Source organism: Pseudomonas sp. AA-38 (assembly GCF_029457475.1).
Lineage (GTDB): Bacteria > Pseudomonadota > Gammaproteobacteria > Pseudomonadales > Pseudomonadaceae > Aquipseudomonas.
In genome coordinates this window covers 1,974,331-1,988,183 of record NZ_CP120359.1, presented here as the reverse complement: position 1 = coordinate 1,988,183, position 13,853 = coordinate 1,974,331, and the positions used below count along the sequence as shown (strand labels likewise).

The following is a 13,853-nucleotide window of genomic DNA, read 5'->3' as shown; positions in this document are numbered from 1 at the left end:
GTGAGGAATCGAGCCACATGAGAACGTTAAACCTAACAAAACAATAAGCGCGTTAACGAAATGGCGTCACTTTGCACTCTTTTCGGGCAAAATTCTGGCAGGCACACCCGCGACGGTCAGCAAATCAGCGACATCAGAAACCACCGCAGCACCAGCCCCGACCATCACTTGCCTCCCAATCTGGACAAGCTGGCGAACACTAGCACCGATGCCTACCCAGCTCAAATCTCCAACCCTGACGCCACCAGCCAGGCGCGCACCTGGACTGATGTGCACGGCCGCGCCCAGCACGCAGTCATGATCAACACTACAGCCCGTGTTGAGAATAGCGCCCAAACCGATTCGAGCATTAGCGTTGACGACAACGCCAGCAAAGATCACTGATCCTGCCTCAAGCGATGCATAACGGCTGACCGTCGCAGCTGGATCGATTAGCGTGCAGAGCCGAGCCCCCGCTTCCTCCAGTTCTAGCAACTTGCGGTAGCGAATATGGTTGTTGCCAATAGCAACCAACACTCCGTCATAGGTATGCAGCACGCCTTTCAGCGAGGCGGTATCACCGACCACGCTCCAAACGCCATTTCGCGTAGTTTGCGGCCATGCATCGTCAAAGAACTCGATGACTTGCCAACCACAGCGCTCGGCCGTATCCGCCACCACCTTGCCATGCCCACTGGCACCAAGAATCGCCAGCCTGTTCACGACTTGTTACCGGTGAACTTGGTCATCGTCGCCTCGCCATCTGCACTGATACCGTCTCGCACCAGCACCTTCTTCACCGTAAGGAAAAGAATTTTGCAATCCAACCAGAACGACTGGTTATCCACATACCAGACATCAAGCTTGAATTTGTCTTCCCAGCTCAATGCATTACGTCCGTTGACCTGTGCCCAGCCAGTGACTCCTGGGCGCACTTCATGGCGACGATACTGCTCGGGACTATAGAGTGGCAGATATTCCATCAGCAGCGGACGGGGGCCCACAAGACTCATGTCTCCCTTGAGCACATTCCAGAGCTCAGGCAATTCGTCAAGACTACTAGAGCGCAGAAAGCTCCCAAATGGGGTCATACGCTGAGAGTCAGGTAACGGAAGACCATTAGAATCATAGGCATCGCGCATAGTGCGAAATTTGATCATCTGAAATGCTTTACCGCCCATTCCAGGGCGTGTCTGCCGAAATAATACGGGCCCACCAAGCCGGCGCTTGATAAGTAGTGCCACAAGCAGCATAACTGGAGATAAAATAATCAAGCCAAGCAAAGCACCGACAAAATCTATCATTCTCTTCATTTAGTAGAACCACAAGCCTCGTTCAGGCAGTCCGCAAGACGCTCTGCAAGCTTGTAGAAGCTATGCTCAACTTCCACATAATGCCGGCCAGCACGTCCCATCGCGGCCCTCTCTTCAACCTTAAGCTGAGACAACTTGGCCACCGCATCGACCAAGGCTTCGGGATTGCCGGGTTCAACCGTATAACCAGCCCCGGAATCCTCAATCGGGTTGTTGCCTGCGTCACAGCAGAACAGGACTGGACGATGCCCTGCCATGAAATCGAACAGCTTGTTTGAACTGATACCGTACTTGAACACCGGGGCGTTGATCAGATTGAATACAAATGCATCTGCTTGCGCCGCAAGTGCCGGAATTTCCCTTTTCGGAACGGGGTCTTCAAAGCTGACACGCTTGAGACCAAACTCCTCAGCCATGGTGATCAACTCGGTTTTGCATGGGCCGTTACCGATAATCCGAAGACGAACATTGGACATTTCAGGTCTTTGCTCGATGATCTGCTGCGCCCGTAGCAGATTATCCAACCCATTGGCTGGACCATGTGCGCCGAAGTACATGAGCGTGAACTCATCAGTCAGCTCTTTATCTGGCGGACATGGAAAATCCTGAAGGTCTACCCCATTCGGTATCCAAACAATTTTCTTCGGATCTATGCCCATAGGCACAATATACTCGTGCGCTTTGGGCAGCAGCACAACAATCTGTTTAGCGCGTCTGTATAACCACTTCTCTAGCATACGAAGCGTTCGGGCGACGATGCTATTCCGCTCCAACCGGCCCATATCAATCAGTGTCTCTGGCCAGAGATCTCGCACCTCGAATACGAAAGGCACTTTATGTCTCCAGGCCAGAACTGCACCAGCTGCGGCTGCGAACGGGTGCACACTGGAGCCGATAATGAGGTCAGGCTTTTTCAAAAGAGAAAGTTTGCCTGGCTTGATTACCTGCCAGCAGTACTCCAGCATATTGCGCATCCGTGCCGTGCCGTTACCCTCGTATTCCGAGGTCTTCAACCAAAGGAACGGTACACCGCCATACTCGTCAAGCCTGGCATTTTCCGATTCTGCGAGCCGCTGCCGCCCCGACTGGTGCTCCACACTGGCGGCAACAATCGAAGCCTCCCAACCATGGGCAGGCAGGTTCTTCGCCAACTGGTAATGCCGGGTACCACCGGCTCCACCCGGCTCCTGAGCATAATGGTTGAGAATCCAGACACTCTTCATTCAGCAAGATCCCTGACAAGGCGTCGAATGATCAGCTCTGCCGCATTACCTTCTCCGTAAGGCTGCACTTCTTTACCTTTGCTACCGAGCGCTTGGCGAACCGTAGATACCACGTCGTGAGCAGACTTCGGTGATACCAGTCGGTTCCAGCCGGCCTCTACCAACTCAACCCATTCCGTCTCATCGCGCAAGGTTACACACGGGACGCCATAGAAGAACGCTTCCTTCTGCACCCCACCCGAGTCAGTGGCAATAAGTGCTGCATGCTTTTCAAGCTGCACCATGTCCAAATAGCCGACCGGATCTATGAGGTGCAGGTTAGTAGGCACGTCGTCAAGCTGGCCACGTTTTTGCAAAACAGCCCGGGTTCGCGGATGCACTGGCCAAACGATCGGCAAATCAGCAGACAAATCACGAAACGCTTCAACAATTGCGGTAAGGCGTGCTGGATCGTCAGTGTTTTCGGCACGGTGGACAGTTGCCAGCACGAAGCCGGATTCTTTCAACCCAAGCTTGGCCATGATCCGCCCGCTAGCATCGACACGCTCACCGTGGAACTTCGCGACATCGTACATTACGTCGCCCACAGGAATAATGCTGACTGGGTTGACACCCTCTGTTTTCAAATGCTCTGCCGCTATAGCGGTTGGGGTGAACATCCAGCGGGAAACCCGATCCGTAAGAATCCGGTTCACTTCTTCAGGCATGGCCATGTTGAATGAACGTAGGCCAGCCTCGACATGAGCAACGGGAATGTGCAGCTTGACGGCGGCCAATGCACCAGCAAGGGTAGAATTGGTATCGCCGTAGACAAGCACCACATCAGGACGCTCTTGAAGCAATACTTTTTCGATTTCAATGAGCATTCTACCAGTCATATCGCCATGGCCGCCGCCATGGATATCGAGCTGATGAGACGGCGTGCTCATGCCCAGCTCTCTGAAGAAAACATCAGACATGTTTGAGTCAAAATGCTGGCCGGTGTGGACAACGACTTCCTGAACGTCCTGTAGCGTCGAAATAAAATTCGAGACAACACTAGCCTTAATAAACTGCGGACGCGCACCTAAAACTGTTAGTATTTTCAATTACATTTACCTGCAAGCAGTCGAGAGTAAAAGCCAACGAGAACCTCTTCCTCGATGGACCAGTTATATTTTTCCAACACGGCATTCTGACCGCGACGCCCCATTGCCTCCGCTTGCTTAGGGTTTCCTACTAGAAAGTCTATAGCCTCTGCGATACTTTTACTACTTAGAGGATCCACACAGAGACCGCATTGATTACCCTCAACTATTTCACGCCAGAGAGGAAAATTGGAAGCTATAACTGGCACGCCAGCGCTCATATATTCAAACATTTTGTTCGGTTGAGCATCAACATGATTAGGAGCGGGCAGAAAAGTAACCAAACCTGCAACAGATCGCTCGAGCGCACGAGCAACCTCTTCCCGTCCCAAAAACCCTAATTCATCTACCTTACTCCATCCCAAGGAAGCTTTTGCGATAGCCTCTATAGCTCGCTCAGAGAAGCGCCCCCCAAGCTGTAAGCGCGTATCACTAGCCACCAGACGCATCGCCTCGACAACCTGTAATATACCTCGTATGGAGGCGATACCACCGATATAGCTAACTTCGTTATTCTTTCTTGCCCAATCTATTTCGCCAGCAGCAAGCTCCCCAATCATAGGGTAATTATTTACAGCCACTGTCACGGGATTGAATCGCTTAAATTTTTCAGCAATCCAAGGAGTTGCAGTCACTATACCATCAAATCGACGACACACTAAACGCTCAAAAACACCGAAAGCGCGTGACAATACAATCTTAGAAAACGCATTCAAATAAGGCTTACCCATAATTTGCTTAGGCAAATCCTCATGCGCATCAAAGACAACCACTTTCCCCCGACGCTTAAGCTTTAACCCTACTGGCATCAACTCAGGATCATGCAAGTGATATAATTCAGCATCGATATTCAAGGCTCGATCATAAATTTTTTGAGTAGTACTCGTCATACGCTCAAAGCGCCCACGAGAAGCTCCTACATCATGAAAGGTTATCCCCTCCTTTACTTCTCCACCCTTTCCATCAGCCACAACCAAATTGACGCAATAACCTGCCTTGGCAAGACTTCGACATTCTTTAAGATAGATCCTTGTATCATAACGAGAATGAACCGAAGTAAGATGAGCAATTTTCATTTATCAAAACCTAAGATAGAGCGCCACCGCCCAAGGGCATATGGGCACGTTTACGCGACAGGTACATCAAAAATACCGCCACTGCAAACCCGTGAGTCAGCATTACTGTAAACAAATCAGATGAAATCAATAGGCTTCTAAGCGGCACTATGGAAATCGCAACCGCGAGCCAAACCGGCATGAACCCTGAAGAAATATCGTTGAGCAAACGCAACAACACCCCTAGGATTGTCGCATAGACAAACACTCCAAAAACACCTGCATGAGCGTAACCACTAGAGACAAATCCGTTATTGGCTCCCATTTCAGGCTTACCTAAAAAATCACCAATAACATAGGGTATACCCATATCCCCATAAGGGTATGTAGAAAATGCAGACAGGATTGAGTTAGACCAATATGCATGGGCATGCTGACTAAAAAAATCGAAGTAAGCAAAAGCAAGATCAGCAGGAACGAAAAACACTCGACGCGCAATCATCGATATCAACCACACATCATCCGAAAAAGTATTTGCGATCATTGCAATCAGCAAAAGCCCAATAAATACCAGGGGCAGCGGCAATAAAGAATCCGAGCGCCGAAAATAGAACCACACACTTAAAACCAAAAACGGCAAAAAAAGAATTGACTTGTGCGCAGCGAATGCGAAGAAGTAAACCTGAACACCAAGCAACAAGAGAAAAACCATAAACCGTCGCGCGTACAAAGCCATACACATTAAATAAACAGAAAATATCTGATAGGTCCAGCTATTGGTATATGCAAATACACCTTGAGCAGCCAAATCCGCATTCACCTGCCTGAAATCATAAACCTCTGCAATGTCTAGGTTGGGCTTTGCGCCAGAAGCATAAAACCAAACCACCAGAAACAAAACAAAACAGATAGACAACGAGACAGCCAATTGACGGCCATGCCTAACTGGCGGCAGCCCTTTAAAACTAATAACAGCCAGACGAGAGAGAAAGTAAACCCAAAACAGGGCAATTATTGACACGACCACAGGCAGTAGCGGACGCTCCGAGTCCAAACCATACAGAGAAGTCAATGGAGCAATCACAGACAAGATAGCGGTCGCAAAAAAATAATGACTAACCTTTAAAACTCGATCAGACACCATAGTTAATGAAATTAGAAAAAGCATCCATGAAAGTATATATTGCAACCCATTAAATTCATAGAAAAAACCGTCATACGAAAACAGCTCGGAAACATAGTTAGCATAAGAAAAATCGAGTAACCCTCGAAATAGAATCACAGAAACAAAGAAACCAAACCTGTTGGCATTTAAAATTAAACATCCAGCCACTGTCATTTTCTTCACTTCCTTTCGCCGGCATCTAAAATTTATTCACAAACCTCCGCTCAAGAAAATGTAACGCGATACCATCTATAAAAATTAATCCACCGCCAAACTTGCGACGTGTACCTAACCTGTCCCAAGATAACACGATCAAATTCCGTAACGAGTTCTGAGCTATTTAGAAACGGCAACCCCAAGTCCTCTACCAGCCAAGCTCGAAGTAATTCTGAATTAGCCAAAATAAAGTCCTTTTCGGGAGTTTCAAATCCGACCTTATCGCGCCGATTCAAAACGTAATCTGGCACAATTCCTCTCATAGCAGCCCGAAATATATGCTTAGTCTCACCGCTATCCGATATCAGAAAATGTTCGGGAAGCGACAAAAGAAACTCGCTCAACCCGGTAGTAAGGAAGGGAACTCTACTCTCTATAGAAAACCGCATAGAATTACGGTCACCGTGCCGTAAAAGGTGCTGCAGCCCACGAGTATGTAAGGAGGCTGCCAACTCTGCCGTAACACGGCGCCCTTTCAGGTCTATTGGGCAGAAACGACGAGTACTCCCTCTTTTTACTCCAGCATCATTAAGAGCCCCTGTATTCAACCAAGAAGGAGCGCTATTTTTGCCATCCATCCGATGGAGCAGCTCATTCAACTTACCAGATGTAAATTGACCCAGAGCTGTTCCAACGCCAAGTTTCAAACTCCGCCCTGGCCATTTAGACCACTCTTTAAGGAAATACGCAGCACGAGCCCACTCACCTCGTTCAACTAAACTACGAATACGTTGCCCTGGATAACCATTGTAGCCAGCGAGCATTTCATCTGCACCTTGACCATCCAGGGTTACAGTGACCCCTTTTTCTTCCGCTAGCTGATAAACTCGATACTGAGCATAGATACTGGTTGTACCAAATGGCTCACCCTGAACTCGAATCATGTCATCCAGATCACGAATCAAGTCAGCAGACGACACTATGACCTTGTGTGCTTGGGCCCCAACATGGCGGCTAACCTCATCCACCCAGTGTTCCTCGGACAGAGCACTACCTTTCGCAATATAGCTAAACGTATGAATGGGCATCTCCGGCGCAACATGATGCATTGCGCACACTACTGCCGAAGAATCTAGCCCACCAGATAAAGCTGCGCCGAGCGGTACGTCGCTTCGCAAATGCAGTCGTATGTTCTCGAGAAAACGCTCACGCAACTCATCTGCCGCATCTGTAAAGTTTAGATCGGTTCGTAACTCTAATTTAGGAGTGAACCACGGCTGCGGCGAAGTCATTTCGCCAGAGGAAATATGAAAGCTAAACTTGTGCCCCGCAGGCAGATGAAAAACATCCTTGAAGAAAGTCTGCTCATTGCTATCATAGTCGCCATGAACTAAATAATCATAAGAACGCTGCCAGTTCAACTCTACCGCATCACGCTTCAACGACTTTATCGCCGAAATCTCAGATGCAAAAACCAGCGCACTCCCTTCGCGACTATAAAAAAATGGCTTTATCCCATAAGCATCCCGCACACAATGAACTGTGCCTGACTCATGATCACAGACCACAAACGCAAACATCCCTACAAAGCGGGAAATACTTTCTTCCTTCCAGTGCTGCCAAGCCGCAAGCAACACTTCAGTATCCGAGCCAGACTTAAATACGTAACCGAGTACACTCAACTGCTGGCGCAACTCTTTATAATTGTATATCTCACCATTAAAGACCACAGAATATTTTCGATCAGGCGAGTACATCGGTTGATGCCCCGCGCTCGAGAGGTCGATGATCGAAAGCCTGGTATGGCCGAGTACCAAACTAGCCCCATTAACAGACGTGATTTCAAAGCCTGAATCGTTCGGCCCACGATGCTGGAGGCAGAGCAGTGCGGATTTCACCCTGTCCTTGAGTGAATCGTCTGCCTGCCTCCATACTCCGCCTAATATTCCGCACATACCGCTTATCCAAACCTGTGTCTTGTTGCGCCAAAGATAATAAAGCCTAGATAAAGGCAATACAGGACAATTTCATGCAGGGTGAACGCTATCAAAAACGTTTCTATCCCGGCATGCCTGAAAATGTAGAGGGTCGAGGTGATGGTCACGAAGTAGATCACCTGCCACAACGTACCAATTTTTACATTGTGATCCATCGCCAGAATGGTACTCAGCGGGCTGACCGCAAACCGTATGGCGACAGCGAAAATGAGGACAGTGGCGTAATCACCCGCTCGGCGCCATGTTTCCCCGAAAACGAGCGCAAAGAGGTCTGGCCCCACCACGCATACAAATATCACCAACGGCACCATTAACCCCAGCAAGCCAAAAAAAAGCTTGAGGACGAAAGGCGCCAGCCGATCGGGACTCTCTCGCTGTAAGACTACGAAACGCTGAAACAATACCTGTGAAAATGACGTTGCGATCAGCCCCATAGGTAAGTTCAGCGCTCTGAATGTGAGGCTGAAGATGCCGACGATGTGCGTATCGTAAAACTTGCTGAGCATGAGTACAGGCATCTGTACAGCGGCGTTGTCGAGCAAAGCACCGAGTGTCGAATACTTGGGGAATTTACTGTAACGCCGTGCGTTTTCGAGCATCGTGGCAGCACTGACCTGTGACAACACGGCGCGATCTTCACGCCAGGTTCGGGTCAAAAAGACCAGAAGACCACTAACCTGCCCGGCAAGGTAGCCGAGGATCAGGCCACCCGCAGATAACGCACTCAACACAAACTGAGCGACCGTCATGCCTCCGCCTTGGGCGACCCGGCTGATAGCCAGGCGCTTGAACTTCTTCGCCCGATTGTTCCAGTAGTTCAGAGCCTGCCATAACCCTGTAACAAAAACCGTTATCGGTAGCAGGTAAAGCCATGGCCCAATCGCCGTGTTGTTAAGCAATGCCTGGATGTTCTCGTTGAACGTGAAGACTACGATCAGCAGCGCAAGACTGATAACGCCCGCTATGCAAATTGAGAGCGAAACCAGACTGGCAGCGTCTTCGTCTCGCTCCGGCAGCATCACTGCGACTTCATAGCGGGCCGTTATGACAACAGAAATCATCCCCGCGAGTGACATGTATAGAGCCAGAACACCAAAATCTTCTGGAGTATATAAACGCGTCAGTAGCGGCATCGCAGCAATAGGAATAGCCTGTGCGACGGTGGTGCCGGTCATGAGCGTCAGCACATTACGCAGGAAATCACTTCTTCCGCCCTTCACGACACGCATTACTCTCAGCACGCCTTCAACGCCGCGACAATTACCTGCTGGTCAACCAATGTCAGGTATGGGTGCATTGGCAGACTCATCACTTGACCAGCAACCTCATCACCAACCGGCAACTTAGCGGCAGCGTCAGCTACAGCGGGCTGCTTGTTCAACGGGATCGGATAGTGCACTGCGGTCGGCACGCCGGCCTCCTTCAGCCTGGACTGCACCGTATCCCTGCTCTCGACACGTACCGTGTACTGAGCATAAACACAGACATTATGCGGCTCAATATACGGTGTAGTTTCAATACCCGTCTCGGCAAGGAGGCGATCGTAACGCTCGGCAACCTGCTGACGCTGGGAAATCTCCTCCTCGAAGATCTCCAGCTTGGGCAGGAGAATGGCAGCCTGCAGAGTATCCAGACGGCTGTTAACGCCCACGCGAATATGGTGATAACGCCTATCCTGCCCATGACGAGCAATCTGTCGCAGAATGACTGCCAATTCATCGTCACTCGTGAAGATCGCTCCACCATCGCCATAGCAGCCCAAAGGCTTGCTAGGGAAGAAGCTGGTGCAAGCAATGGTCGAGAGATTACAAGAGCGCTTACCTTTATAGGATGCGCCAAAGCTTTGCGCTGCATCTTCAATAACAGGGATTCCGTGCTTTGCAGCAATGGCATTGATGGCATCAAAGTCAGCGCACTGGCCATACAGCGAAACAGGGATGATTGCCTTGGTACGCGGAGTAATGGCTGCTTCGAGCAACAGGGGGTCAAGATTGTAGGTGCGAGGGTCGATATCCACATAGACCGGCTTCGCACCCAACAGCGCGACAGTTTCGGCAGTAGCAATGTAGGTAAAGCCTGGGGTGATCACCTCGTCACCCGGACCGATACCCAGTGCCATCTGCGCAATCTGCAGCGCGTCAGTACCATTGGCACAAGTGATGCAGTACTTGGCACCGACGAAAGCAGCCAGGCGCTCTTCCAACTCAAACACTTCAGGGCCAAGAATGTACTGGCCATGGCTCAGAACACGCTGGATGCCGGTATCGATCTTGTCTTTGATTCGTGCTTGCTGGCTTTTCAGGTCAATGAATTCAATCATGCTCAAACATCCATCTTGGTCAAGGTGTTGCCACTCAGCGTGTAACGCGCGCCGGTATGCGAGCAGACAGCCTCGCCCTGCTCATTCAATTGCAATTGCTCGCCGAATTCACTCATCCAGCCAATCTGCCTGGCAGGCACTCCCACCATCAATGCGTAGGCAGGCACGTCCTTGTTGATTACCGCTCCAGCCCCGACGAATGCGTATTCGCCAATGGTCACGCCGCAGACGATGGTGCAGTTGGCACCCAGGGTTGCTCCCTTGCGAACCAGCGTATCGCGGTACTGATCCTTGCGCTCGATCAAAGAGCGCGGGTTGTAGACATTGGTAAAGACCATGCTCGGCCCGCAGAAGACACCCTCTTCCAAAATAACGTTGTCATAGACCGACACGTTGTTCTGGATCTTGCAGCGATCGCCAATCACGACCTTGTTGCCTACGAACACGTTCTGCCCCAGGGAAACCCCGGCGCCGATCCGAGCGCCCCCACACACATGGACAAAGTGCCAGACGCGGGAGTTTTCACCGATCTGTGCACCCTCATCGACGATTGCGCTTGGATGCTGGTAGTAACTCATGGTTTCAGACTCACATTGGACTGAGGTTGATCGAAGGCACGCTGCAACTGCTCGGACGCATAGCGTCCATAACGGATGACTCCCACCTCGTTGAGATGGCTGCCGTCGTAGTAAATAAGCACGCCCTGCTGATAAGGGGCATCGGCAAAGAAAGTGCTGCCGGAGAAATCCAGGAAACCTGCACCAGGTATGCGCCCGACAATTTCCGCGACCTGACGGTTGGCAGCCTGCCATTGGCCATTGGGAATGAGAGACGCCGACAGGCCAAGTGCCACGAAACGTCTTACACGCTGCACGTTACTGTCAAACATCGGCACCTGGGCAAGCACCATGACCCTTTTGTGAGCCTGCGTAATACTGGCAAGAAAATCAGTGAATGCCTTGACGTACACAGGGCTCTGCATCTGGTACTGCCACATCCCCGCAATAATGACTCGATCCACCTTCGGCAATTCGCGCGCTACAGCTTCGATCTGCTCACGACAGGGCTTCTGTGCCCATACTGGCAAGCGCTCGACATCGAATCCGGTAATGGGCACGCAGCTACTGGCAGTCAGGACTCGGTAAGCCACGCCCCGCTCCTGGCCAACCTGGTCGAAAAAGTAGTTCAACTGGGCAGCATGGCTATCACCTAGAACCAGCACGGATACATCCTCGTCAGCCTTGCCCCGCTTACAATCACCGACCAGGGCGCCATGGCAGATCAGTTCCGGTGCCGCATAGCGTGTCAGCTCAACAGGCGGCGGGGATACCAGCGAAGCGTTCAACCGCTGCCCCCCCCATACGATCAGACCCAATACTGCGGCAGCGGCAAGCCATTTCGGCGCCTGGCGAAACACACCCGAAGCCTGGCGCACCGGCGTTTCGACAAAGCGGTAGGATATCCACGCCAGCGAGAGCGAGGCGACCATGAAAAACATGAGCCAGCTCGGGGAAAGTTCGTATTGCCCGGTGTAATAACGAATGAATGCCAGAATCGGCCAGTGCCAGAGATAGAGCGAATAGGAGATCCCCCCCACCCAGACCATGGGGGTTTTGGCGAGCACGGCGCTCACTGGACCGCGTTGGGCTGCGATGATCAGAGCGACACCGACGCAGGGCAGGATCGCCCAGAAGCCTGGGAAATTTTGCTTGTCGATAAATAGAAATGCCCCGACCAGCAACACCGCTCCCACAAAACCCGCCACGCGGGCAAGCGACACAGGCAGCTCTCGTTGGCGCATCAGCAGGGCGACCAGCGCACCAACCATGAACTCCGGAATGCGTGCCAACAAGGCAAAGTACAGTTTGCCACTATCGCTCCCCAGCACCCGATAGCCTGACCAGGCGAACAGCGCCGTCGCCAGCACAGCAAAGACCGCCACGCGCAAGCGGGCCGGTAGGCACATAACCAGCAGCGGGAAGAACAGGTAGAACTGCATTTCAATGGCCAGTGACCAGGTATGCAGAAGCGGCAGCTCGTCAGCCTTGGGGGCGAAATAACTGCCGAAACCGGCGAAATACTTGTTGCTCGTAAACAGCGCGGAGGATCTCAGGCTATCCAGGAAAAAGGCGAAATCGGCCGGCAGGAACAGTACCGCCGAAACGATGGTTACTACCCCGAGCATCACGAAATACGCAGGTAGGATGCGTTTGACACGGCCGACATAGAACGCAACGAGATCGATCTTGCCAACGTTCGCGGTCAACAGGGTAGTAATGATGAAGCCAGATATGACGAAAAAAACATCGACACCTACGTAACCGGAAGGCAGCCAATTGCTGTTGCCGTGATACAACAAAACCGCCAGCACCGCGACCGCGCGCAAGCCCTGGACATCGAGCCGGATACCACGAGCTACATGTATCACGCCTGCATCGTTCGGCTTGTTGGAATTATCGGTCGGCACGATGGTGGAAATCCTATTGCCAAAATAAAAAGGGGTGGCGCGAACACCACCCATACTGCGTCATCCGTTTCAGCGAGCGAGCGCCAGGACGAAGGGGTGGGCTTCGTTGTCCGCTGCCGCCACAACAGGAGCGCTGCGTATCGTGTTCACGGTCTCGACACAGTGGCGCGCATCCTCGATACCGTAACCACGACCGGCGAGAATCTCTTCATAGCTGGTGGTGTGCAGGTCGGTGAAGCCTTCGGAAAACTCCATTTCCTCACCATTTACAGTGATCGAACGGTAGGTAGGCTTCTTGCCCTTGACCGACTCCGGCAAATCATTGGCATCGACCGACAGGAACCAGCGTACGCGCGCTTTCTCGTACTCGAGATAGCCAGCAGCCTTGTGCTCGGAGGTGAAGTGAACAACATTGCGCTGCAACTTGCCAAAGATGAAATGCAGCATGTCGTAAAAGTGCACGCCAATGTTGGTAGCAACACCGAACGACTTGCGCGGATCGCCTTTCCAGCTTTGCAGGTACCATTTGCCACGGGACGTGATGTAGGTCAGGTCAACTTCATACTTGTGCGGGTTGTTTTCGCGGGCAACCTTGTCCTTCAGCGCAATGATTGCCTGGTGATGGCGAAGCTGCAAAATATTGTACAAGCGCTTGCCGGTTTCCTGCTCGACTAGGGCCAGTTGATCCAGTTGCTGAGGGGTTGGAACCAGCGGCTTCTCGCAGATCACATCGCAGCCCAGACGCAGGCCGGCTGCGATATGCGGATGGTGCAGGTAGTTCGGCGAGCAGATCGCAACATAGTCAAGGGCGGTCGCAGGATCACGCTTGAGGCCATGAGCATGGTCGAGGAAGAACTCGAACTCGGTGAAGAACTCGCTATGCGGCGAGATGCTGTCGATAATACCTACCGAGTCGTTGATATCGTAAGCAGAGACAAGGCAGTTACCGGTATCCTTGATGGCACGCATGTGCCGGGGAGCGATGTAGCCTGCGGCACCAATGAGGGCGAATTTTTTCATGGAAAGTCCTTTGAAAACGAATGGATCCTCC

General features: G+C 51.5%; 12 protein-coding genes. All 12 read right to left on the bottom strand.

All coding sequences use genetic code 11. The features are described from left to right. Positions 1 to 66: 66 nt before the first annotated feature. The 12 genes from PVE35_RS09100 to wbpB all read right to left on the bottom strand — a co-directional run bounded on the left by PVE35_RS09100 (position 67) and on the right by wbpB (position 13,822). Positions 67 to 702, bottom strand: a complete 636-nt coding sequence (locus tag PVE35_RS09100; protein WP_277374441.1) for an acetyltransferase — start codon at positions 700 to 702, stop codon at positions 67 to 69. Then, a complete protein-coding gene (locus PVE35_RS09095) occupies positions 699 to 1,292 on the bottom strand; it encodes a sugar transferase (RefSeq protein ID WP_277374440.1) in 594 nt (197 codons plus the stop codon). Before PVE35_RS09095 ends, PVE35_RS09100 begins: the two co-directional genes overlap by 4 nt. Beyond that, entirely contained in the window at positions 1,289 to 2,515 is a 1,227-nt protein-coding gene (locus PVE35_RS09090; protein ID WP_277374439.1) for a glycosyltransferase family 4 protein, read from the bottom strand. The genes PVE35_RS09095 and PVE35_RS09090 overlap by 4 nt, the downstream gene beginning before the upstream one ends. Further along, positions 2,512 to 3,603, bottom strand: coding sequence for a UDP-N-acetylglucosamine 2-epimerase (non-hydrolyzing) (gene wecB / locus PVE35_RS09085; RefSeq protein WP_277374438.1), 1,092 nt, complete (start codon positions 3,601 to 3,603; stop codon positions 2,512 to 2,514). The genes PVE35_RS09090 and wecB overlap by 4 nt, the downstream gene beginning before the upstream one ends. Continuing rightward, complete coding sequence (locus tag PVE35_RS09080; RefSeq protein WP_277374437.1) at positions 3,600 to 4,718, bottom strand: glycosyltransferase family 4 protein; 1,119 nt, start codon at positions 4,716 to 4,718, stop codon at positions 3,600 to 3,602. The genes wecB and PVE35_RS09080 overlap by 4 nt, the downstream gene beginning before the upstream one ends. A gap of 10 nt (positions 4,719 to 4,728) precedes the next feature. After that, the gene (locus PVE35_RS09075; RefSeq protein ID WP_277374436.1) at positions 4,729 to 6,036 is read right to left on the bottom strand and encodes a hypothetical protein; all 1,308 of its coding nucleotides are present in this window, start codon (positions 6,034 to 6,036) and stop codon (positions 4,729 to 4,731) included. Positions 6,037 to 6,086: 50 nt separating this feature from the next. Then, positions 6,087 to 7,916, bottom strand: a complete 1,830-nt coding sequence (gene asnB, locus PVE35_RS09070) for an asparagine synthase (glutamine-hydrolyzing) (RefSeq protein WP_277374435.1) — start codon at positions 7,914 to 7,916, stop codon at positions 6,087 to 6,089. A 62-nt stretch (positions 7,917 to 7,978) separates the two neighbouring features. Next, the gene (locus PVE35_RS09065; protein ID WP_277374434.1) at positions 7,979 to 9,244 is read right to left on the bottom strand and encodes an oligosaccharide flippase family protein; all 1,266 of its coding nucleotides are present in this window, start codon (positions 9,242 to 9,244) and stop codon (positions 7,979 to 7,981) included. A 5-nt stretch (positions 9,245 to 9,249) separates the two neighbouring features. Then, complete coding sequence (locus PVE35_RS09060; protein ID WP_277374433.1) at positions 9,250 to 10,335, bottom strand: DegT/DnrJ/EryC1/StrS family aminotransferase; 1,086 nt, start codon at positions 10,333 to 10,335, stop codon at positions 9,250 to 9,252. Positions 10,336 to 10,337: 2 nt separating this feature from the next. After that, positions 10,338 to 10,913, bottom strand: a complete 576-nt coding sequence (gene wbpD / locus PVE35_RS09055) for a UDP-2-acetamido-3-amino-2,3-dideoxy-D-glucuronate N-acetyltransferase (RefSeq protein ID WP_277374432.1) — start codon at positions 10,911 to 10,913, stop codon at positions 10,338 to 10,340. Beyond that, positions 10,910 to 12,856 carry an acyltransferase family protein gene (locus PVE35_RS09050; protein ID WP_277374431.1) on the bottom strand — a complete coding sequence of 649 codons (1,947 nt, stop codon included), beginning with the start codon at positions 12,854 to 12,856 and terminating at the stop codon, positions 10,910 to 10,912. Before PVE35_RS09050 ends, wbpD begins: the two co-directional genes overlap by 4 nt. A 15-nt stretch (positions 12,857 to 12,871) precedes the next feature. Beyond that, entirely contained in the window at positions 12,872 to 13,822 is a 951-nt protein-coding gene (gene wbpB / locus PVE35_RS09045; protein ID WP_277374430.1) for a UDP-N-acetyl-2-amino-2-deoxy-D-glucuronate oxidase, read from the bottom strand. Between the last annotated feature and the right edge of the window lie 31 nt (positions 13,823 to 13,853).

Excerpts from the sequence above, each read along its gene's own strand:
- PVE35_RS09080 (WP_277374437.1), bottom strand. The coding sequence starts at position 4,718 with ATGAAAATTGCTCATCTTACTTCGGTTCATTCTCGTTATGATACAAGG.
- wbpB (WP_277374430.1), bottom strand. The coding sequence starts at position 13,822 with ATGAAAAAATTCGCCCTCATTGGTGCCGCAGGCTACATCGCTCCCCGG.
- PVE35_RS09065 (WP_277374434.1), bottom strand. The coding sequence starts at position 9,244 with ATGCGTGTCGTGAAGGGCGGAAGAAGTGATTTCCTGCGTAATGTGCTG.
- wbpD (WP_277374432.1), bottom strand. The coding sequence starts at position 10,913 with ATGAGTTACTACCAGCATCCAAGCGCAATCGTCGATGAGGGTGCACAG.
- PVE35_RS09095 (WP_277374440.1), bottom strand. The coding sequence starts at position 1,292 with ATGAAGAGAATGATAGATTTTGTCGGTGCTTTGCTTGGCTTGATTATT.
- PVE35_RS09075 (WP_277374436.1), bottom strand. The coding sequence starts at position 6,036 with ATGACAGTGGCTGGATGTTTAATTTTAAATGCCAACAGGTTTGGTTTC.
- PVE35_RS09090 (WP_277374439.1), bottom strand. The coding sequence starts at position 2,515 with ATGAAGAGTGTCTGGATTCTCAACCATTATGCTCAGGAGCCGGGTGGA.
- PVE35_RS09060 (WP_277374433.1), bottom strand. The coding sequence starts at position 10,335 with ATGATTGAATTCATTGACCTGAAAAGCCAGCAAGCACGAATCAAAGAC.
- PVE35_RS09050 (WP_277374431.1), bottom strand. The coding sequence starts at position 12,856 with ATGGGTGGTGTTCGCGCCACCCCTTTTTATTTTGGCAATAGGATTTCC.